The 21,249-nt window shown below is 38.1% G+C and carries 20 protein-coding genes; 3 read left to right on the top strand and 17 right to left on the bottom strand.

Annotation, left to right across the window (positions count from 1 at the left end; all coding sequences use genetic code 11):
• Positions 1–475 precede the first annotated feature (475 nt).
• Complete coding sequence (nrdD, locus tag LI951_RS09150; protein ID WP_229441933.1) at positions 476–2,665, top strand: anaerobic ribonucleoside-triphosphate reductase; 2,190 nt, start codon at positions 476–478, stop codon at positions 2,663–2,665.
• 534 nt (positions 2,666–3,199) lie between these two features.
• A complete protein-coding gene (gene nrdG, locus LI951_RS09145) occupies positions 3,200–3,802 on the top strand; it encodes an anaerobic ribonucleoside-triphosphate reductase activating protein (RefSeq protein ID WP_229441932.1) in 603 nt (200 codons plus the stop codon).
• Positions 3,803–3,885: 83 nt separating this feature from the next.
• Here nrdG and LI951_RS09140 read toward each other — a convergent pair whose 3' ends face one another.
• The 15 genes from LI951_RS09140 to LI951_RS09065 all read right to left on the bottom strand — a co-directional run bounded on the left by LI951_RS09140 (position 3,886) and on the right by LI951_RS09065 (position 19,709).
• Positions 3,886–4,146, bottom strand: coding sequence for a GNAT family N-acetyltransferase (locus tag LI951_RS09140; protein ID WP_229441931.1), 261 nt, complete (start codon positions 4,144–4,146; stop codon positions 3,886–3,888).
• A gap of 69 nt (positions 4,147–4,215) precedes the next feature.
• The gene (gene dinB, locus LI951_RS09135; protein WP_229441930.1) at positions 4,216–5,361 is read right to left on the bottom strand and encodes a DNA polymerase IV; all 1,146 of its coding nucleotides are present in this window, start codon (positions 5,359–5,361) and stop codon (positions 4,216–4,218) included.
• 1,218 nt (positions 5,362–6,579) lie between these two features.
• The gene (locus LI951_RS09130; RefSeq protein WP_229441929.1) at positions 6,580–8,334 is read right to left on the bottom strand and encodes an MSCRAMM family adhesin SdrC; all 1,755 of its coding nucleotides are present in this window, start codon (positions 8,332–8,334) and stop codon (positions 6,580–6,582) included.
• A 721-nt stretch (positions 8,335–9,055) separates the two neighbouring features.
• Complete coding sequence (gene rsmI / locus LI951_RS09120) at positions 9,056–9,922, bottom strand: 16S rRNA (cytidine(1402)-2'-O)-methyltransferase (protein WP_229441969.1); 867 nt, start codon at positions 9,920–9,922, stop codon at positions 9,056–9,058.
• A 160-nt stretch (positions 9,923–10,082) separates the two neighbouring features.
• A complete protein-coding gene (locus LI951_RS09115; RefSeq protein WP_229441928.1) occupies positions 10,083–10,430 on the bottom strand; it encodes a DNA replication initiation control protein YabA in 348 nt (115 codons plus the stop codon).
• Between the two features lie 2 nt (positions 10,431–10,432).
• Complete coding sequence (locus LI951_RS09110) at positions 10,433–11,263, bottom strand: PSP1 domain-containing protein (protein ID WP_202066855.1); 831 nt, start codon at positions 11,261–11,263, stop codon at positions 10,433–10,435.
• A gap of 21 nt (positions 11,264–11,284) precedes the next feature.
• Positions 11,285–12,229 (bottom strand): DNA polymerase III subunit delta', encoded by a 945-nt coding sequence (gene holB / locus LI951_RS09105; RefSeq protein ID WP_229441968.1) that lies wholly within the window; start codon positions 12,227–12,229, stop codon positions 11,285–11,287.
• A 2-nt stretch (positions 12,230–12,231) separates the two neighbouring features.
• Positions 12,232–12,561: a cyclic-di-AMP receptor gene (locus tag LI951_RS09100; protein ID WP_202066854.1), complete on the bottom strand. Its 330-nt coding sequence runs from the start codon at positions 12,559–12,561 to the stop codon at positions 12,232–12,234.
• Positions 12,562–12,575: 14 nt separating this feature from the next.
• Entirely contained in the window at positions 12,576–13,226 is a 651-nt protein-coding gene (tmk, locus tag LI951_RS09095) for a dTMP kinase (protein WP_324254767.1), read from the bottom strand.
• Positions 13,227–13,315: 89 nt separating this feature from the next.
• A complete protein-coding gene (gene recR / locus LI951_RS09090) occupies positions 13,316–13,912 on the bottom strand; it encodes a recombination mediator RecR (protein ID WP_202066852.1) in 597 nt (198 codons plus the stop codon).
• Positions 13,913–14,412: 500 nt separating this feature from the next.
• Positions 14,413–15,261, bottom strand: coding sequence for a MerR family transcriptional regulator (locus LI951_RS09085; protein ID WP_202066851.1), 849 nt, complete (start codon positions 15,259–15,261; stop codon positions 14,413–14,415).
• A gap of 285 nt (positions 15,262–15,546) precedes the next feature.
• Positions 15,547–15,858, bottom strand: a complete 312-nt coding sequence (locus LI951_RS09080; protein WP_229441927.1) for a YbaB/EbfC family nucleoid-associated protein — start codon at positions 15,856–15,858, stop codon at positions 15,547–15,549.
• Between the two features lie 20 nt (positions 15,859–15,878).
• The gene (gene dnaX, locus LI951_RS09075) at positions 15,879–17,648 is read right to left on the bottom strand and encodes a DNA polymerase III subunit gamma/tau (RefSeq protein ID WP_202066849.1); all 1,770 of its coding nucleotides are present in this window, start codon (positions 17,646–17,648) and stop codon (positions 15,879–15,881) included.
• Between the two features lie 310 nt (positions 17,649–17,958).
• Positions 17,959–18,222: a YiaA/YiaB family inner membrane protein gene (locus LI951_RS09070; protein ID WP_202068736.1), complete on the bottom strand. Its 264-nt coding sequence runs from the start codon at positions 18,220–18,222 to the stop codon at positions 17,959–17,961.
• Positions 18,223–18,392: 170 nt separating this feature from the next.
• Positions 18,393–19,709 (bottom strand): hypothetical protein, encoded by a 1,317-nt coding sequence (locus LI951_RS09065; protein ID WP_229441926.1) that lies wholly within the window; start codon positions 19,707–19,709, stop codon positions 18,393–18,395.
• A 178-nt stretch (positions 19,710–19,887) separates the two neighbouring features.
• On the opposite strand from LI951_RS09065, the gene LI951_RS09060 reads away from it, so the two are divergent.
• A complete protein-coding gene (locus LI951_RS09060) occupies positions 19,888–20,055 on the top strand; it encodes a DUF3042 family protein (RefSeq protein WP_202068738.1) in 168 nt (55 codons plus the stop codon).
• A gap of 225 nt (positions 20,056–20,280) precedes the next feature.
• Here the strand turns inward: LI951_RS09060 and LI951_RS09055 are convergent, their stop codons facing one another.
• Entirely contained in the window at positions 20,281–20,640 is a 360-nt protein-coding gene (locus LI951_RS09055) for a DUF488 domain-containing protein (RefSeq protein WP_229441925.1), read from the bottom strand.
• A gap of 203 nt (positions 20,641–20,843) precedes the next feature.
• The gene (locus LI951_RS09050; RefSeq protein ID WP_202068742.1) at positions 20,844–21,245 is read right to left on the bottom strand and encodes a rhodanese-like domain-containing protein; all 402 of its coding nucleotides are present in this window, start codon (positions 21,243–21,245) and stop codon (positions 20,844–20,846) included.
• Between the last annotated feature and the right edge of the window lie 4 nt (positions 21,246–21,249).

Below are 21,249 nucleotides of genomic sequence, written 5' to 3'. Positions count from 1 at the left end.
GGAACACCGTTTATTCGGTTTTAGGGATCTCAGACATACAAAACTCCCCCTATACAAGACATTTTTATATTTCAATGTCCTGTATAGAAGGAGCGCACCAATTTCTGCCCCACTCTCTTCGCTGCAGACAAGCAGATAAAGTTAGTAGTCTGTTACTTCATCTTTAGTCTTCTATTAATGAAAATTATTCTAAAATGTTACTTTTTTCACAGATCATTCTCATTACGAAACAATTTGTCGCGCTTCCGTAAAAATCCATTTGTGATTGAAAACTTTTTCTAATCCTCCTTTTTTAGTAAAGCGATTCTTGATAAACCGTTCCGCTTCGTGCTTTCATTAGCTTTTCAAAACACGGATATACAATATATAGTTATGGATATGTGTTTTTTTATCATTTTAGCACTATATATAGTTGAAAGAAAAACGAAATTGATTTATGATAGATGAGGAATAAGTCATTGAGGAGTTGGAAGTTATGATGGAAGTTAAACAAAAAGATTCTCTTAGCACTACCGTTTCATCGCTGCGAAATATGAAGATCATTAAGAGAGATGGTCGTCTCGTTGATTTTGATGATCAAAAAATCTATGATGCTTTGATCAAAGCTGAACAAAAAATTAACGGGGCACTAGCGCCTCTCAGCTACGAACGTATCCAGGAAATTGTTGAGCATGTAGACAGGGAAATTGCAGAACGTTTTACTTCAAACGTAAAAATTTATGAAATCCAAAACATTGTTGAACACATTCTATTGGAAAAAAATGAATACGAATTAGCCGAAGAATACATTAACTACCGTACTCGCCGCGACTTTGAACGTAGTAAAGCAACTGATATTAATTTTACTATAGGGAAACTGCTGAATAAAGATCAGACTGTCGTAAATGAAAATGCCAACAAGGACAGTGATGTCTTTAATACACAGAGAGATTTGACCGCCGGAATTGTAGGTAAATCTATCGGATTAAAAATGCTGCCTCCCCATGTTGCCAATGCTCATCAAAAAGGGGATATTCATTATCACGATCTGGATTACCATCCATATACACCAATGACGAACTGTTGTCTGATTGATTTCAAAGGCATGCTGAATAATGGATTTAAAATTGGAAACGCAGAAGTTGAATCACCAAAATCTATACAGACTGCGACTGCACAAATATCACAGATTATTGCCAATGTAGCTTCCAGTCAATACGGCGGCTGTTCTGCCGACCGTGTAGATGAACTGCTGGCTCCATTCGCTGAATTAAATTACTTAAAACATCTTGATGATGCAAAAAAATGGATTGACGGAAAAGAACGTCAGGAAACATATGCGAAGGAAAAAACAAAAAAAGACATCTATGATGCTATGCAAAGTCTGGAATATGAAATTAATACCTTGTTCACTTCAAATGGTCAGACACCGTTCACTTCTCTAGGATTTGGACTTGGGCTGAGCTGGTTTGAACGTGAAATTCAAAAAGCGATTCTGCAAATTCGAATCAATGGACTGGGAAGTGAAAAACGAACAGCCATTTTCCCTAAACTGATCTTCACACTGAGAAAAGGAACAAATCTGAACAGTGAAGACCCCAACTATGATATTAAACAGCTTGCATTGGACTGTGCAACAAAACGCATGTACCCTGATATTTTGAATTATGATCGATTGATTGAATTGACAGGAAGTTTTAAAGTACCGATGGGCTGCCGCTCTTTCCTTCAGGGCTGGAAAGATGAAAACGGCGAGGAAATTAACGTTGGGCGAATGAACTTAGGTGTAGTAACCTTAAATCTCCCTAGAATTGCTCTTGAAGCAAATGGTGACTTGGACAAATTCTGGTCACTGCTTAACGAACGGCTGGGTACAATGAAAGATGCGCTTGTTTATCGCGTAGAACGTTGTAAAGAAGCTGCTCCTGCCAATGCACCAATCCTTTATATGTATGGTGCTTTTGGCAAACGTCTTTCAAGAGATGAGCCAGTAAATGAACTATTTAAAAATAAACGTGCAACTGTTTCATTGGGCTATATCGGCTTGTATGAAGTAGCTTCCGCATTTTACGGCGGTGAATGGGAAAACAAACCGGAAGCAAAAGAACTGACTTTGGATATTCTTAAAACTTTGAAAGCCAGTGCTGACGAATGGGGCAACGAGTACGGATACCATTTCAGTGTATACTGTACACCAAGCGAAAGTCTGACTGATCGCTTCTGCCGTTTGGATACTGAGAAATTCGGTGTAATAGAAAACATCACTGATAAAGAATACTATACAAACAGCTTCCATTACGATGTCCGAAAAAATCCGACACCCTTTGAAAAGCTTGATTTTGAAAAAGACTATCCTCAATATTGTTCAGGCGGTTTTATTCACTACTGCGAATATCCAGTTCTGCAGCAAAATCCTAAAGCACTTGAAGCTGTTTGGAATTATGCCTATGACAAGGTCGGTTATTTAGGTACAAACACACCGATAGACCATTGCTATGAATGCAGCTATGAAGGGGACTTCCAGCCGACAGAAAGAGGGTTTGAATGTCCGCAATGCGGAAATCATGACCCTAAATCTTGCGATGTAGTAAAACGTACTTGCGGATATCTCGGAAATCCTCAAGCCCGTCCAATGGTTCATGGACGTCACAAAGAAATCTCTTCACGTGTTAAACACATGAACTAAAAGGAATCTGTAAAAATAAATGGCCAGCTTCAAAGAATAAGGAAAAGCTTCCCAAAATCGTTTTGACGGTTCCAAGAAACAATTTCCTTATTCTAATGAAGCTGTTTTTTTAACCGAGAGTGGGACAGAAATAAAGTTCCAAACGCTCTTCGTATCTATCCCCGAATAAACGGTGGGACAAAAGCAAAAATTCTTTTTGCGACGAGTAACCGCAGGAGCAGCTCCTTCACTGAGTAGACAACAGGACGCATCTGCATCTACTCTGCTAAAGCAATCCTAGTGAAGCTTATGTTTCCTACGTAGAAATTGATGGGATCGAAGCGCAGCGTAGTGTATCCATTCACAGCTATTCATCCTATGAATAGTGTTTCTTGACTATTTTCAGATATTCCTTCTTAATTCTCGGAGCTAATCACTTTTGTCCCGTCCTCATCTCAGACGAGCGCTGAAGCAAGGAATTGAGTAAATTATTTAAATTGCCTTTTTTACCTGCTTTTACAGTATGAATGCATCATTGAAAGGATGATTTTATATATGAACAATCCTGACCCAAAAGAATGGCTCGCAAAAGATTACAGCCAGAATTATATTGCGGACTATAAAGCTTTCAACTTCGTTGATGGTGAAGGAGTTCGCAACAGTCTTTATGTCAGCGGCTGTCTTTTTGCCTGTGAAGGCTGCTTTAACAAAGCTATACAAAATTTTCATTATGGGAAGCTTTTTACCCAGGAGCTGGAAGACCAAATTATCAAGGATTTGTCTCATGACTATGTCCAGGGAATGACACTTCTTGGCGGTGAACCATTTTTGAATACAGAGGTTTGTCTGAAAGTTGTTGATCGGATTCATCAGGAATTTGGAACAACTAAAGATATCTGGTCATGGAGTGGCTATACCTTTGAAGAGCTGCTTTTGGAAACAGAAGACAAGCTGGAGCTGCTTAACAAAATTGATATACTGGTGGATGGTCGTTTTGAATTAAGCAAACGTAATTTAAATCTCCAATTCCGCGGAAGCAGTAATCAGCGGATTATAGATGTAAAAAAATCTCTCGCAGAAGGCAAAGCAGTTATTTGGGAAAAATGTCATGATGCAGAAACCTCCTACGAGCAGATACGTAAAGCTGAATTAATATAGACAAGCGATAGAGATAAGCGATTTAAAATCGCTCATTTCTGTCGTTTCTTTACTTACATTCTAAATGAATACCTGTCTGCATCTTATCTATCTTGTCCGCTTTTATGAAAGCCGTACCTTTCATGAAAGCGATGATTTCTAATTGAATAGTCAGGTATTTCCAAGGGCCAGCAGGTTAACTGTTCTTTCTGTTCCAACAACTCCCACGCTTGGATGCCCAACCCTTTTCCAATATATTTCGGCAGAATGCAAAATTTTCCAAAATTCCAGTTGATAGTTGATTCTTTACGGTGAAAATTCATACAGCCATTATCTGTCTCCTCTATTACAATAATACGTGTCATCCTAATGAAGCTTCTCTGAAGTTCATTTTTTCTCGTTTTTCACCCCTGTCAATTTTACATGGAGATTTTTTATGTATCTGTTTGATTGATATTAGTTTTCTCCTGCTCTCCCCACAATGGGAGCACAATATTTTCATAAGACAAGGGATCAAGATTAGTCAACGTAATCCCCAACAGCCGTATCCCATGCTCCAACCCGCCAACTTCTTCCCAGATCAGATGAGCCTGATAGTAAAGCTCTTCTTTTTTTAAAATATAATCAGGTAGAGTCTTTCTTTTAGTTACAGTTGTATAATCTGCATATCTAACTTTCAAAACAATCGTTTTACCATGTTTTTGTACTCGTCTTAAAGAGTGTTCAACTGATTCTGCCAGTGTACGGAGCTGAGCAACTACTTCATTTTCAGTTGTCAGCGGTATTCCATATGTATTTTCTCTGCCGACAGATTTTCGATCCCTTGTCACACTGACCGGTGAATCATGAACCCCTCTGACCTTTCTATATAAAGAATAACCCATTTTACCAAAATGTCTGATTAGAGTCATTTCGTCTACCTCATACAAATCAGCACCTGTAAAAATCCCCAAATCATTCATCTTAGGCACTGTTTTCTTACCAATCCCATGAAATTTGTCGATTGGAAGAGCCTTTAAAAAATCTTCCGCCTCTTCCGGTAAAATGACTGTCAAACCTTTGGGTTTTTGAAAATCTGAAGCAAGTTTTGCTAAAAACTTATTATAACTAACCCCTGCTGAACAAGTCAGCCGAAGCTCCAGCCAGATATCCCGTTGAATCAGCTTGGCAATCTTAATTGCAGAGCTGCTCCCGATTTTGTTCACAGTAACATCCAAATATGCTTCATCAATTGATACTGGTTCAATAATATCCGTATATCGTCGGAAAATCTCACGAATTTGAACAGAAATTTCAGAATATTTTTTATGGTTTCCAGGTTTAAAAATAGCCTCCGGACAAAGTTCAAAGGCTTTTTGAGCGCTCATGGCAGAATGGATACCGTATTTCCGTGCTTCGTAATTTGCGGTTGTTACTACTCCCCGACCGCCAGTATCGCTTGGATGACGGGCGATTACCAGAGGATGACCGACAAGCTCCGGATGATCTCTTTCTTCTACTGAAGCAAAAAATGCATCCATATCTATATGAATAATTTTTCTTGAGGTATCTTTTTTTAGAGGAAATTGCAGTTCACTCATCCGTCAGCGCCCCTTTCCTCTATTATTATAAACGAACGTTTGTTCATATACAATCCATCATGATTGCGAATAAAAAACTTTTTTCAAACAGTCGTTCAACAATCTATTCCTTTATATTCTAGCACCAGTGCTGCAAAGATATAGCCCAAGGTTAGTTATTCAAAACTTCGCCCGCTGAAATACCTGCTTGTTTAAAGGAAGGTGAGAAGAATCAATTAAGTGAAAACTACTTCTCTTCGTTGTCGGTTGAATCTGCTGAGCCTTTACCGCCAGTTATTGAAAGAGTGCCTGTAGAATTTTTTGATTGATCGCTTGCAGCTTTCTAGAAAAAGAACAGTGATCAATTACCCATTTCTTTGTCTGACTGTTTCTGTTGAAAAGTACGTCCAATTCCACTATAGCTAAGGATTTCTTAATAAATGGTATAGAGAAAGCTTTTCAATACTGTTTAAAAATCAAGTTTTTATGCTAAAAATGAAATTGGCTGATCTTTTGTTAGGCTTCTTCCAATAAATTATTTAAAGAAATAGAAGAAAATAATTTCTGAAAAAAATTTTTTTGAGCTAAACTTATCTATATACAAGTCCTTTTTGTTTAGGCTTGGTTTTCCCAGTTTTCTTAGAAAAGAACAATCCATTTCTGTCACAATAATGAGCTGATCCAAAAGAAAATAAGGAATTGCAAACTGTTTCAACGAAGGAATTACAGCTTGCTGGACGTCATTTAGGGATGAAAGCAGCCACAGCCTTTTTTCCGAGCTGCTCCCGGCTAACCGTCTGTTCCAGATACTGGAAATATAGCTCGGGCTTGATTCTTTGGTGCTTCTATTTCTGTGCAGCACTAATGATATTTTAGTTGTTTTTTATTCAGTGACTGCAAAAAAATAAGAGAAGGACAGAAATAAATTTCTGAACTCTCTTCGTATCAACCCCCGAATAAACGGCGGGACAAAAGCAAAAATTCTTTTTGCGACGAGTAACCGCAGGAGCAGATGAGTAGAACGATCTAGTTTGTCCCTCAAGGTCAACTTGGAAAAGAACCTCAATAAGTGATCGACCTACAAGCCCTTCTGTCCTCTTTAGTATGACAGGAAACAGCGTGTAGGTCGATCATTTTTTCTTTTCATTCTGTTTGGTGTGGGCGACAGCCCTCATGAGTGTTTGTCACGACCTCTGTATTAGCAAAATTATTTAGATTATTTCCTATCCTATCTGATTCTTAAAAATCAAACAGAATCGTTGAACCGCTGTAAATACCGACAGTCCAGTTAACAGTCAGATGATTTTCTCCTTCAGTAAAAACGTTACTTAATGGAAGATCATAGGTTGATTCTTTCGATAGCAGCCCTTTTGCTTTAATGTCAAATGTACCTGCAGAATCATCATTCAAGCTATACGATACTTTCACTGCAGAACTGTTTTTATTTGAAAAAGTCAGAATTGCTGTATTTAGATTTTCATCTTTTGATTTCACCTGAATAGTTGGTGTCGTCAAATTCCCGATGCCGATATTTTGAGTTATTGTTGTCACACTGTCTGTTTGACCAAACTCATACACACCTACAATACGTTTACCACTCAGAGCTTCTGGTTTCCCACCCACTACTTCCGGATAAATAGGAGCCGTTTCAGAAACACCAAGGTAAACAGGCTGCCCATAAGGAATTTTTTCAAGTTTGTATGATCCTACAAGTGATGGTGATTTGGTTTGTGCAAGAACATTTCCGTTGCCATCATAAGCAGTCAACTCAACTTCTTTTAGAAATTCCAATACTCCCTTTTTACCGTCCATATTAGTATCATTAAATACCTGTCCGGTGATATTCGCATATTGCTTAATACCAAAATAAAAATGATCAGTCTTTTTGATTTTCAAACCGGTAAAGTCATAGACGTTTCCAAAGTAGTCTACTTTTACAAAACGTGTCGCCGGAATCTGGTCAATCAAATTACCAATTCCCCGCAATGCTTGAGTCGAGCTTTGAATAGTTGCTGCTGTTTCTTCACCAAGCCATGCTTCATAGTTCAATTTATCCACTTCATCTGCAATTTTTGGAAAGAGTTCTGCAAGTTGCTTGATATAACGATTTTCATTGTTCGTATCAATATCGCCTGTCGAAAGCAACTCAGGATTATTCAGAATTGAGGTTACATCTTTTCCCTGAATAATATCCAATATAGCTGTAATTTTACTGCTGTTTTCCAGCATACCGGAAAGTGTCAGATTAAATGGCGAACGCATAATAATGTAAAAATCGCTCTCTATATTGGGAATATTGATCAGCTGACCTTTTTTTGTAGTTCTCAGATAAATTGCATCTGCAATATCAACATCTCCATTAAGTGCGTTGGTTAAAAGCGAAGCAACATTTACGGCTCCTAATTCCCCCGTTTCCATAACTTCTGCAAAACGGCGCAGATTTAGAATAATCATCGTTTTCCCATTGATAATTTCTTCGCCTTCACCCATTACGCCATCCCAATTGTTATCATTAAAAGGCAAAATATTTAATGAAGCTGCTCTTTTTAAGGAAAGTTTTGTTGTATAAACCGCTTGCAATGTTTTAGTCGCTTCTACTTTGACAATCCCTGATATTGCTTCACCCTTCGAGTTCACCGCAGTTTCAGCTGAAATGGTTGGTTTATATCCTGCATCATAATCATACCGCAGATAGTACGTACCTTTTTCCAAACCGGAAAAATTAAAAACACCTAGACTGTTGCTGGCAGCTTCTTTAACCCTATTTTGATTGTTTTGGGCATCCTCTAATCCCTTGTATAAAACAACCTTCTGCTTTGCCAGCCCAACTTCAAGTTTGTCCAAATCCTGAATGCCGTTTCCATTGATATCATGATAGACTGAACCTGTTATTGAATTGATTTTACTCAAACTAGCTTCGGCAGTCTCCCCATTGACACCTGCTGCTGCAATGCTCATAAGAAGCAACACAATTCCGTACAGTACTTTCTTCATTTTCCCCCTCCTAATATCCAATAATTATTTCATTTCTATTCTACTTTATTTGTACTAATTAGTAAATAATATATTGTTTCAAAAGATAAAAAATATCATCTGAATAAAATTCAAAAAATAACTATTATCCTCTTGGAAGCTTATAAGAAAATAATGTCTATTTCTGATATTCACTTGTTCATCCGCGATTTTATGCAGATTAATCATATTATCTTATTTTCAATTTTTATCAGATAAAGTTTTTTTTATATTATTCATTTTAAAAATGGTATTAATTCCTCATTCCCTTATTTTAATACGTATGACTTTTTCAACTGGACAGACAAATATTTTACCATCTCCAACTTTTCCGCCTGACAAATATCCAAAATAAGAGAAATGACTGACTCAACATTTCCATCTTCAACAATAAAACTAAGCTTCACATTCAGGAATAGAGTAGTGATAGCCTCCTGTCCTCGAACATATTATCTACAATCCCTCTAAAATCAAATTTAATCAACCTTCATTTTTAACAAATAATGTCATAAGATATCCTCTTAATAAATGGGGGAATAAACCAAGCTCGTCTTACTATCAAATTTACTTTAGTGAGCTATACTTCATCTAAAAAAAAGCCTGACAATTTAATTCGCCCGGCTGATTTTTATATTCTATTGTCTCCCTTTCATACTGCGAATAACCTCCGCACAGATAATCGAACTCACATATTACCCGATATCTATTCTTCACCTACATGGTAGGCTTTATAAACATCCTGTTTTTTCATCCCCCTAAGTTTAGCCGCTTCCTTCACAGCTTCTTTTGAAGTCAGACCTGTTGAAATAAGTCCTTCGACATGTTCCTTCACCGAATCCGGAAAATCAACAGTTTCCTCAGGTTCTTCTCCTCCGGAAATAATTAAACAGCATTCCCCTTTGACAGACTGCTCCTCTAGATAACGAATCAGTTCACTAACTGTTCCGCGAAGATACTCCTCATGGAGCTTTGTCAGTTCTCTGCACAAAACCGCTTGACGCTCACCACCATAGATCTCCTGCATATTCTTTAATGTTGCCAGTACTCTATGAGGCGACTCATAAAAAATTTGAGCAGGAACCAGATATTTTAGCTTGTCCAGAGCAGCCCTTTGTTCTTTCCCTTTTCGAGGCAGAAAACCATAAAAGGTAAACGGCTGAGGTAAAATTCCTGAAGCAATTAAAGCGGTTATTCCCGCTGAAGCACCAGGTAATGCAATGACAGAGATTTGTGCCTTTATACAGGCAACGACGAGTTCGTGTCCCGGGTCGCTGATCGAAGGCATTCCGGCATCACTGACCTGAGCGATTGTCTCTCCTGAGAGCAGGCGCTCAAGAAGTACAGGTATTCGCTCTTTGTAATTGTGCTCATGAAAGCTCATTTGAGGGGTATCAATTTCAAAATGATTCAGCAGTTTTTTCGTTGTTCGAGTATCTTCACTGGCTATCAGATCTGCTTCCTTTAAACTGCGGATACTGCGAAACGTCATATCTTCCAAATTTCCTATCGGCGTTGGGACTAAAAATAGTTTCCCCTGAGCTTCCTGCGTATAGCTTTTTTGCTTTTTCAGCGTTTTTCCCTCCACTCTCTAAAAAGAAATAGGGCGTGGCAGTATTTGCCACAGCCCTTCAAAACCCATAAATGATATTTCAGAAGCAACCTCTTCGACAATAAGCCAAAATTCATCAAAAATTTATGAAATACCAATTAAGAATCAATCAACCTTCTGCTCATTTATTACGCTCTCCATAGATTACATCCAGACAAAACGCACATTCTTCATCATTTTCTCTACGGGAGCCATACAAAATATTACATACATGAAATCCCTCTTCATACAATTTTTCCAAATTCATCCGTGATTTTGATAATTCCTGTCGAGAAGGGTCAGCGTCTGGTTGAGAAAGCTGGTTTAATTCCTGCAGATGTTCTCTTAATCGCTGATTTTCTATTTCAAGTGTTGTATTTTTTTCAACAAGCTCATGAAGCCCTTCCTTTAACTCAGACAACCGGAACATCGTTTCTTTCAACTCTATTTCAAGTGAATCCAGTCCATCATACAGTGATCGTTTATCCATCTTTAATCACCTTTTTCTGAGTCAGCTTTTTCTGCAGCTTCTTTCAGTTCCTCATAATCATATTCAACTGGTGTTTCTCTGCCGAACAGCCTGACTTTGACGATTCTGCTTAAAAGATTAAGACCGATAACCTTTCCTTTGCCGTCAGGAGTCAGAACCTCTGATCCATAATCAGGCAATTCTTTTTTCGCTGCTTCGTATTCATCATTTTCATACTTCAAACAGCACATCAGACGACCGCATAATCCGGAAATTTTTATCGGATTGAGAGACAGGCCCTGATCCTTTGCCATTTTAATTGAAACTGGAACAAAATCACCTAAAAAAGTCGAACAGCACAATTGACGGCCGCAGGGACCAATGCCGCCTAAAATTTTGGCTTCATCTCTTACACCAATTTGCCGCAGTTCAATTCTGGTTCTAAAAATAGCTGCCAAATCTTTTACCAGCTCACGGAAATCAATTCGTCCGTCTGCAGTAAAATAGAAAATCATTTTGCTGCGGTCAAATGTATATTCCACTCGAATCAGCTTCATTTCCAGCTGATGCTTGGCAATTTTTTCATTTGCAGTAGAAAACGCCGCATCGGCATCTTCGATATTCTTCTGTTCTTTTTCCAAATCTTCAGAAGAAGCTTTATTTAAAATTGGCTTTAAATCCTCAGGCAAATCCTCAGGATCAAGGGATTTCTTAGGTATGGCAACAACAGCCATCTGCTTTGACTGCTGAGATTCTACGAGGACTTTTTCATCATAGACATACTCTGCCTTACCTGGAGAAAAGTAATATATATGACCGGCTTCTCTAAAACGAACGCCTACTACTTCAACCATTGTAATCCTCCTATAGATAAATTAAGGGTGAATCATTCGTAAAACAAGCTGTTCACAAACGCTTTGCCAGCTGACATTTGCCTCCCATTTTCGATACGCCTTCAGAATCAGCTCCACTCGCAGTGCAGCTTTTTCAACGTCTGCTTTCGATCGTCCTTCTGTTGCTTTTTCCAGTAACAGCTGACGATAATAGGCAAGTAACAAGTCAAAGCCCAGCTTCTGCTGTTCTTTTTCCCTGAAAACTTTTGTCATTTTTTTCTGAACATATATAAACGCCTGAAGATCATCTTTCACAAGATAATCAAACCATTGCTTAATGATTTCCCTAGCCTCATTAAACCACTCATCTTGCGAGATTTCAACTGCTTTATCTAAACTATTTGTCAAAGAAGACAAAAGAACAGCAGTTTTTTCACCTATTCCTTTATCTTTTAATAAACGAATCATTTTTTCTGCAGCCAAGGGCTGAAAATGCAAAATCTGACAGCGGGACTGAATGGTCGGAAGTATTTTCCCGATTGATTCAGTTTCAAGTATCGCGACAACATTTCCTTCCGGCTCTTCCAAAAATTTCAGCAGACTATTTGCTGCACCTATACTCATTTTTTCTGCCTGCTCGATAATAAATACTTTCTGTTTTGTTTCCACTCCACTTTTACTATACTCAGTTTTTAACTGGCGAATCTGATCAACTTTTATTGTCTGTCCGTCAGGCACGATGGTAAGAACATCTGGATGCTCCTGTTCGTTAATCCGTACACAATTGCTGCATTGATTGCAGGGATTATTGTCTGTTATATTCTGACAAAAGATTCTTTTCGTCAGCCACAGGGCAAATTCCCGCTTCCCGGTTCCTGAACCGCCTTCAAAAAGATAAGCATGGGCAATACGTCCATGCTCAAAACTTTTTGTCAGCTGTTTGTACAGTAAGGGCTGCTGCTGTTCCAGCTGTTGATAATCATTCATCATCAGTACTGGTGAAATCCTTCTACAGGAAGAATAAAGACTGTCGCTCCGCCTACTTCAACCTCTACCGGATATGGTACCTGCCCCTCCATTGTAAGATCAAGAGTCACCGGTGCAGAAACATACTGTTTACGCGACTGGCAAGTTTCTTTAATCAGCTCAAGTGCTTCCTCTACTCTTTCATCATCAATCCCTATAATAAATGTACTGTTTCCGGCTTTTAAAAATCCACCGGTCGTAGAAAGCTTGGTCGCACGAATATTTGCATCAATGAACTCATTGGCTAAACGATTACTATCTTTGTCCTGTACAATAGCTAATATAATTTTCATTTGACATCACCCTTCTAATTTCTAAAATATTCTGGATAGCGATTGACAATTGCTTCAAATGTTAGTTCCACAACTGATTCCAAACTCAATTTGGCATCAATCTTTTGAATTCTCTCCGGGTTTTCTTCCACCAGTTTCAGATACTCATGACGGACACGCTGATGAAATTCAAGACCTTCCGAATCCAGTCGATCGTACTGGTTTCTTCTGTTATTTTGTATGCGCTGAAGTCCTGTATCAGAATCAACATCCAAATAAATTGTAAAATCAGGAACCGTTCCTTCAATGGCAAATTCATTGATTTCTGCGATTGGCTTAACCCCAATCCTGCGTCCTGCCCCCTGATAGGCAATTGAGCTGTCCACAAAACGGTCACATAAAACAATATTGCCTTCTTCCAAAGCAGGAAAAACCTTTTCCACTAAATGCTGTCTTCTAGCTGCTGCATAAAGCAGCGCTTCCGTCCGTTCATCCATCTCCTGGTTTTGGGGGTCTAATATAATCTGACGAATCTTTTCTGCAATAGGAATTCCGCCAGGTTCTCTTGTTTTAATAATCCTCTTTCTGGCCGACAATGTCAGTCGTGGATATAATTCTCCCAATACACTGGTTTTCCCCGCTCCATCTGGCCCCTCAATTGTTATAAATAGTCCTTTTAAGCTCATATGCTTCATACTCTCTTTCAGTCATTATTAACTCATTGGTTTAATATATTTATTTTACTTGAAAAACAAACCTCTGTCGAATATCCCATTTAAAGCTCTCTGCGTCCTTCAACTGCTTTAAGCAGCGTAACTTCATCCGCATACTCAATATCACTGCCTACAGACAATCCGTGAGCAAGTCTCGTCACAGTAATTCCTGCCGGCTTAATCAGTCGGGAAAGATACATTGCAGTAGCTTCGCCTTCAGTTGTTGCATTCGTTGCAATAATCACTTCCTGCACCTCATCATCATGAAGTCTTTGGATTAGTGAAGGGATATTAATATCCTCAGGTCCAGTGCCTTCCATTGGAGAAAGGACACCATGAAGTACATGATACAGTCCATGATATTCTCTGACTTTTTCCATTGCCATAACATCTTTGGATTCCTCAACAACCAATATTGTACTTCGGTCTCTGCTCTGATCTTTACAGATATCACAGGGATCTTCTTCTGTAATATTTCCACAAATACTGCAAAAATGAAGATCTCTCTTTACACTGATTAAAGATTTAGCAAAGGTGTTTACATCTTCTTCTTTCATATCTATCGTATAAAAAGCCAACCGAGTTGCTGTTTTCTGTCCTATTCCGGGCAGCTTCATATAGCTCTCAATCAATCTGGCAATGGGTTCAGGGTATTGCATCTATACTTTAACTTCCTCTCATACCGGACGTATGCCGTTAGTACTTTAATTATCAAAAACCTGGATACTCGACTATTCGGTTTCATATCCGGTTAACTTCCAATGTTTAAGCAAATATTTGTCTGTAACTTAAAATTTCCTGTTATCAAATATTTTTCTGTGAATAGCAAATCTTTTTATTTCCCATCTCATCATTATACACTTAATTTGCTCAAGTGTTTAGTTATAACAGCTGATTCTTCCACATTATTAATTGTATTGATTTTCTTTTATAATTACCTCCAACAAATAACCTTTTAATAAAAGAGCACAGCAACCAATTCATCAAATTATCAAAAACTCGATTTTCTGCTTAATACAGATAAAACCACGTATACCGCACTATCATCATTTTAGCAAAGTTTGATGGCAGAAACAAAAAGAGCAATACACCTCATTAAACAGCCTGCTCAAACTCTCTATTTGAGTTTATCCATAATATTGGAGGCTGAATTGTTAATTTAGTACTCCAGTGACTTTTTTTTATTTTCACAATCAATTGGTGCCACCACAAAAGAGGTCTCTGTAATCCATTTTGCAGGATCTGGCTCTTGTCCCGGTGATACATGAGAACGATTCACCATAGGACCTGCAACCTGATACTGGTTGAATTCGAGCCACAAAGCAATCGCCTGTGTGACCTGAGGCATCTGCTCAAAGCTGCCGTTAAAGGTTACTGAAGCAGTCAGCATTTCGGAAGCATTGAAAAAAGTAATTTCTCTGTTCCCTTCATACTCTCTCGCTACTTCTATCTGCACCTCAACATCCACATCTTTCTCTCTATACTCTTCATCATGATAAATACTTACAGGAAGTGAAGCTGGAACAGCTTTTGCACCTAGCTGCTGGATTTGTTTCCATATATTTTCCCAGAGTTCCCCTTCATCCTGATAGGTCAGAAGCTTTTTTCTCATACTGGCTACTTTTCTTGCCGGTATTACCTTTAAGAGAACATTATACTTTTCTATATCGCTGCCTTCTCTTAATTGCGTTTGCAATTGTTGAATCATTTTTTTCTTTTTTACCAGCGTTTCCATCTCTTCATCAATTTCAGATTCTTTTTCCTCATAATATGAATTAACAATCTCTAGTTGCTCTTTTTCCAGAATCTCTTTGATAGTTTCCAGCTTTAAACCTACCTGTTGAAGTAGTTTTATCTGATTGATTTTTGTTATCTGTCCAGCTTCATAATAACGATAGCCTGATTGGAAATCAATTTTAGCAGGAATCAACAAATTCAATTTTTCATAATATCTCAATGTCCGTACTGTTGTATTGGATATTTTTGAGAACTCCCCGATTTTAAACATCTTTCAGACCCTCCCATCAATAACTTAGCCATTTTACATATCAGCATCGTCGTGCCTTTTGAACTACAGATCAGTATTTTTCTCATACCCATATATAAAAACAATCCCCTCACTCTCATCAGTATGAGCCATGCCTTAAATACAAGCCACGAAATTAAAATATATTTAGGACCTGCTTGCATTAAACACTGTCTAAATCAAGTTCCAAAAAACCCCTTAATCTGCCCGATACGTAGATTAAGGAGTTAAAAATATTTTTCTCAGTATTAAAAGTCAAAATTTTTATTAGAGTCCCGGAAGTCCTTTTGCATACTGTCCCATTGTTGCCTGAGTTTCTTTTTCAATTTTGTTTAAGCCGTCATTAACAGCCATTACAATAAGATCCTGCAGCATCTCAACATCTTCAGGGTCTACAACCTCTTCTTTAATCGTGATATCTTTTAATATACGATCACCTGTAAATACAGCCGTTACAAGCTGATTGGTTGCTTCACCAATAAATTCTTTTTCATTTAATGCAGCCTGACTCTTTTCCATTTCTTTCTGCATTTTTTGAACCTGCTTCATCATTCCCTGCATATTTCCCATTCCACGCATAACATTCTTCCTCTCTCATTCTAATCATTTACTACTTCTACTAACTCTGATCCAAATATGGCAACAGCCTCATCAACAACCTGCTGCTTCCCGGAGTCATCTTCAACTTCTTCAGAGATTAGCTGAATTTCACCATTGTTGTCGATTTCATCAATATCATGTGCCGCCTTCTGTCCTTCATTGTTTTGCTGAATAAAGGTCTGACGCAGCTTCGGCCAGCTGTCTCTTGTGATACAGACAATGCCCGGAGATGCATCAATCAGTCTGCTTAGATTATTTTGAATCGCCAGTTGAAGTTCATCATCTCCTGCAGCTCTGGAACAAACAATCTCATAATCAAATGCCAGCACAATGCTCGCTGGACTGCCGGCCACAGGTTCACTGGCTTTCAACATCGCCCGCTGCGTAACCGACATCATCTGCAGCAAATCATCCCAAACATTTTTTATATTGAGAAGGTCTTTCCTTGTAGCTTCTCTTAAGACTTGGTAAACACGTTCAGTCGGCACTTTAAAGGCATTTCGATTTGCCTGCTTTGGCGCAGTTTTAACTGGCTCGGAAGCAGTCGAAGCCGCCCCATTCTTTTTAAGTGTTTCGATTTCCTTTTGCAGGAACTGGATTTGTTTCTGAAGATCAGATACTGCCTGACCGCTGCTCTCATTTACTTGAGTGTGCTCAGGCAGGTTTACACTTGGCTGCAAAGCAGCTTTACCGGTCTGAGCCAGCTTGACTGTTGCCACTTCAAGATAGATTCCAGCGTGATTTGTAAAACGAATATCATTTTGCGTATCACTTAGAATTTCCATCAAATGATAGATTCGTTCAGGTGCCGTCTCTTCTGCAAGCTGTTTAAAACGATCTGTAATCGTACCTGTCTTCCCTTCAAGAAGCTTAGGTGCCTGTTGAAACATAAGCAAATCACGGGAATACAATAAAATATCCTCCAAAAAACGACTTGCTTCTGTACCGGCACTTAAAATGATTTCCAGTGTTTCCAGACCTTTCTCAACGTCTCCTGAGATACAGGCAGAAACATATTGATCCATCATCTCATAAGTCAGGCTCCCGGTCACCTGCAGTGCAGATTCCAGTGTCAGCATCTCGTCGCTGAATGAAAGTGCCTGATCCAAAATACTCAGTGCATCCCGCATCCCGCCTTCAGCTGCTCTGGCAATTGTATACAATGCCTGTTCTTCATAACTCAGAGAGCTTTGCTTTAAAATATAGGCCAAATGCTCTACGATATCCTGTGTATTAATTCGTTTAAAATCAAAACGCTGTGTTCTTGAAATAATTGTCAGCGGTATTTTATGTGGTTCAGTAGTAGCTAAAATAAAAATAACATTTTTTGGGGGCTCTTCCAGCGTTTTCAGCAAGGCATTAAAAGCGCCTGTGGACAGCATATGAACCTCATCCACAATATAAACTTTATAGTCAGCTTGTGTAGGCGCATATTTGGCTTTATCTCGAATGTCCCGAATTTCTTCGACACCGTTATTACTCGCCGCATCAATTTCAATAACATCATTCAAACGTCCTTCTGTAATTCCCTTACAAATTTCACATTCATTACAGGGTTCTCCATCCACACTGTTTTTACAGTTGATTGCTTTGGCAAAGATTTTTGCTGCACTGGTTTTACCAGTTCCTCTTGGACCGGTAAACAAGTAAGCATGAGAAGTTTTATTCTGTATAATCGCATTTTTCAATGTTTTTGTAACAGCTTTTTGCCCAACAATATCGTCAAAACGCTGAGATCTCCACACACGATAAAGTGCCTGATATGCCATTATTTACCCTCCTCTGAAATTTCACTATGTACTATTATACGTGATTTTAACCATTTAAGCATTAAAAACCTTTTATGATTTTCTATCAAAAAACAAAAAATTGCTCAAGTTCATCTGATAATGAATCCATAAAAAGTTTCAGGTTGACTGTCAAAATGAAAAATTCAACCAGAGGAAAAATTAGTCTTGAGCCAGTCTGATATAACGATTGGAAACATTCCTGTTTCAACTTATCAAGCCCCTTATTTTAAACGAAAAAGGAGCCCGAGGAATCATTCCCAAGCTCCATTTAATATTCAGTTTCAACAAATTAATCTTCTTTTTTTATTGAATCATCCATTGCACGGAACATCTGATTATAACGTTCTTCATCTTCCTGATTATCTCTGATTACTTTTGCAAGTGTAAAAGACGAAGAAATCAAACCAACTGAACCCATCAAGTAATACCCTTTTACCATCAAGGGTTCTTTAAGTGTGTATAAACCAATCAACATCAATGCTACAAAAAAGGCAAATGATCCCCAGCTCATAAATGAAAAAGCCGGAGTATTTCTGTACGCTTTCTTTTTCATTACTCTCTTCCTACTCTCCTTTTTAAAATTTGTGTTTCCTAATTAGTATACCAGTCCTTTCAAAGGAAAAAAAGAGTGGATTGTTGAATCTTGTACTTGCCATGTTTTACTCAAACAATATGAACCCCTTTGTAATGAACATCGATAAGTATAGCACTATAAATATCTCATTAATTTTTTTCCAGCTTGGTTAAAAAATCTTCAAAACTTTCAATCCTAGAATCACCCCTTTTAAATAGATCCGTTTGCATCAGCTGACCAAGGTATTGTTCTGACAGCTGTTCTATCCGCCCGCTTCTTTCTATTTCTTCGGTCTTGATAAGCTCTGCATCATAAAGATTAAGCACCCCTGAAAGTTCCGCAATCGAAAATTTCTGTCTATCTATTTCTCTGTTCTCAGTTGTTTTATCTGCGTTAGTAAACAGCAAATCAAACTCATATGTCCCTTCTTTACGCCGGCCAATAATCGAAATAAATATATTATCTTCAATAGTTTTAATACTCTTTTCCCATCTATTCAAAACAACTGCTGCGGCTTCCGTAATATCTTCTTTATTGGGACTTTGCAGCCGAATTACAGGAAAAGGCCAATAAACTGTCCCAATATTCAATAACGGAAAATCAGCAAGCTCAATATAACGACTGATACTCTTATGAAATAACGGGAATTGCTCCTTACCTCCTTCATAACAGCCATGTCTTATACTCCCATCATCTTTTAAGCTGATAAAATAATGCGGAAAAACATCAAGAATCTGAGTCATTCGATTAATTCCTCTCTTCCCATATTCCAAAGAGCTATGCTTTTCTGGAGAAATAAAGAATTGTTCAGAATACTGTTCATCAGTAGCGAACTGAAATCCCCAGCTTTCACCTTGGAGATTCATCCGAATAAAACGCTTCATACTATTTTCTGCCTTTTGTTCCGCATATCCTTCACTCTCAAAACAATAAGGACATTGAGGAGAGCTTTTCTCCTGAATACATGCGGCAGCAAATTCATTAGCCGCTGTTTCAGATGTCTTTTTCGTTTGATCAGTCATCAGTTTAAACGTCATTTCTCCGTAGCCTGCTTCAACTGTCATGGATTCCAAAGATTCATATTTCTTAACATACCCGCTCTTCCTGTTTAACTGATAAAAGTAGTCCGTCGCATCTTGAGGCGTTTTTGAATAATATTGAGCAAAAAATGCATTAACAACGGCTGGCGGCGGCATAAGAAGATCAAATAACTGAGCTTTCAGCACATTTTTTGATGCCTGATCATTCTCTATTTTTTTATTAGCCAAAGCATAGTTTATTAACTCGTCTACCATTTTTTCTGCTGTCCCTTGAAAGAGCTCCACTGTCTGTGATTCTTCCTCCAATAATTTTTCACCTACAAGTAGTAAAATTCTGTTTTTTAAGTAAAAACAATCCAATTCCATCCAGCCGCCGTTCTGAATAGAAAGAGATAGAAAAGCTTCTATTATCTGATTAAGGTTCATTGTTTAATCCTCCTCTTTCTGCAAATCATTCACGAAAGATTATCTCACTTTTTCCAATGAATTTCATTATATAACTATTTTATTAAAGGTTTACTTTCTATGACAAAAGAGTTGGCTTTTTTCGTATTTTCGTTCATAATGAAATATGTAGAATTAACTATATAGAGGAGATGATGTTATGAAAAAATTTATTTCCGGCCTGTTAGTCGGTACAGCTGTTACTTGTGCTGCTGTTGCCGGTCTTGCGTTTACTGTAAAGAAAACAGTAATTGATCCGATCGAAGAAAAAGAGGATATGATTGAACAAAACCGTAAAAAAGCAATGCGTAAACGTGTTACACGCTAAGAAGTCAACAGTGAAAAAAGAAATCAGCTGAACAAGCAGCCGATTTCTTTTTTTCACGTGCATCCATTTGGAGACTTGTCATCAGCTTAACGAAAATACTATTACAGGATTTTTTCTGAAATCCTGTCAGCTTCTCTCATATTCCACGAAAATTCAGTCCCACACTGATAATCTGCGCAGTCCGCCTCCGATGGCGACGCTTTTCACCCGTCTTTCTCCTCTTTATCATTTTTTTCTGTGGACTTCTTCCATGATTTCCTTCAAAACTACTGCATTATTCATCGTTTCATCCTTTGCACTATAAACAAATGTCACAATCGGCTCTTGCTTAAGAATAGCTGAAAGCTCCTGAACAGTTTCCGGTTCATTCAAAAGCTCTTTTTTATATTTTTCTTTAAAATCAGAGAATTTTTCAGGTTCATGATTAAACCATTTTCTTAACTCTTTACTAGGCGCAATAGCCTTCATCCAGCAGTCAATTTCAGCCTTTTCTTTAGTGACTCCTCGCGGCCACAAACGATCAACCAAAATCCGATAACCATCTTTTTTATCTGGTTTTTCATAAGCTCTTTTAATATAAATCACTTTAATCGCCCCTCTTCCATTGTAGCGTAAATCCCAAAAAATAAAACTATTTCCCTTTAGGTGAGAGCTCAAAATAGGATGAGTTCATAAATGTTTGACAGACCCCCTCTCTTTCCTAGGCTTTCTAAAGAAAAAAAACTGAAGCAAAGAGGATACAAAACTTTTCACGTTTTATCCTAAACTCTGCTTCAATCTTTGAAATGTTAAAGTGTACTTTTCTTTTTAATTTTCCCTGTCCAGCCCTCATAACCGTCTTTTAATACATAGATATCTGTATAACCGGCTTTTTTCAGCTTGCTTGCTGTCCGAATACTGATTGATCGTTTTTGGTCATATAGATAGATTGGCTGATCCTTCCGAAGAGACTGCATACTTGTTTTCAGCATGGAGTAAGGAAGACTGCGGGCACCCAAAATATGACCGGCATCAAATGCATCTTTTTCTCTGACATCAATGACCTGCCCTTTTCTCATCCCTTCCCTAAACTCGTCCTCTGTGATCAGCTTGGCTGACCGTTTCCCCAGAATATACATATACAGCGTATTGCCGACCATTGCCAGAAGAACCAAACCTAAAATAATATTTAACATTAATAACCCAGACATCTCA

This window comes from Enterococcus sp. BWT-B8 (assembly GCF_020567625.1).
In the GTDB taxonomy this organism is placed as follows: Bacteria; Bacillota; Bacilli; order Lactobacillales; family Enterococcaceae; genus Enterococcus_L.
Note: the sequence above shows the minus strand (reverse complement) of the source record. Positions and strands in the feature narration are given on the sequence as shown.

Coding starts and splice junctions, on each gene's coding strand:
- nrdD (WP_229441933.1), top strand. CDS start 476: ATGATGGAAGTTAAACAAAAAGATTCTCTTAGCACTACCGTTTCATCG.
- nrdG (WP_229441932.1), top strand. CDS start 3,200: ATGAACAATCCTGACCCAAAAGAATGGCTCGCAAAAGATTACAGCCAG.
- LI951_RS09140 (WP_229441931.1), bottom strand. CDS start 4,146: ATGACACGTATTATTGTAATAGAGGAGACAGATAATGGCTGTATGAAT.
- dinB (WP_229441930.1), bottom strand. CDS start 5,361: ATGAGTGAACTGCAATTTCCTCTAAAAAAAGATACCTCAAGAAAAATT.
- LI951_RS09130 (WP_229441929.1), bottom strand. CDS start 8,334: ATGAAGAAAGTACTGTACGGAATTGTGTTGCTTCTTATGAGCATTGCA.
- LI951_RS09115 (WP_229441928.1), bottom strand. CDS start 10,430: ATGGATAAACGATCACTGTATGATGGACTGGATTCACTTGAAATAGAG.
- LI951_RS09110 (WP_202066855.1), bottom strand. CDS start 11,263: ATGGTTGAAGTAGTAGGCGTTCGTTTTAGAGAAGCCGGTCATATATAT.
- holB (WP_229441968.1), bottom strand. CDS start 12,229: ATGAATGATTATCAACAGCTGGAACAGCAGCAGCCCTTACTGTACAAA.
- LI951_RS09100 (WP_202066854.1), bottom strand. CDS start 12,561: ATGAAAATTATATTAGCTATTGTACAGGACAAAGATAGTAATCGTTTA.
- tmk (WP_324254767.1), bottom strand. CDS start 13,226: ATGAGCTTAAAAGGACTATTTATAACAATTGAGGGGCCAGATGGAGCG.
- recR (WP_202066852.1), bottom strand. CDS start 13,912: ATGCAATACCCTGAACCCATTGCCAGATTGATTGAGAGCTATATGAAG.
- LI951_RS09085 (WP_202066851.1), bottom strand. CDS start 15,261: ATGTTTAAAATCGGGGAGTTCTCAAAAATATCCAATACAACAGTACGG.
- LI951_RS09080 (WP_229441927.1), bottom strand. CDS start 15,858: ATGCGTGGAATGGGAAATATGCAGGGAATGATGAAGCAGGTTCAAAAA.
- dnaX (WP_202066849.1), bottom strand. CDS start 17,648: ATGGCATATCAGGCACTTTATCGTGTGTGGAGATCTCAGCGTTTTGAC.
- LI951_RS09070 (WP_202068736.1), bottom strand. CDS start 18,222: ATGAAAAAGAAAGCGTACAGAAATACTCCGGCTTTTTCATTTATGAGC.
- LI951_RS09065 (WP_229441926.1), bottom strand. CDS start 19,709: ATGAACCTTAATCAGATAATAGAAGCTTTTCTATCTCTTTCTATTCAG.
- LI951_RS09060 (WP_202068738.1), top strand. CDS start 19,888: ATGAAAAAATTTATTTCCGGCCTGTTAGTCGGTACAGCTGTTACTTGT.
- LI951_RS09050 (WP_202068742.1), bottom strand. CDS start 21,245: ATGTCTGGGTTATTAATGTTAAATATTATTTTAGGTTTGGTTCTTCTG.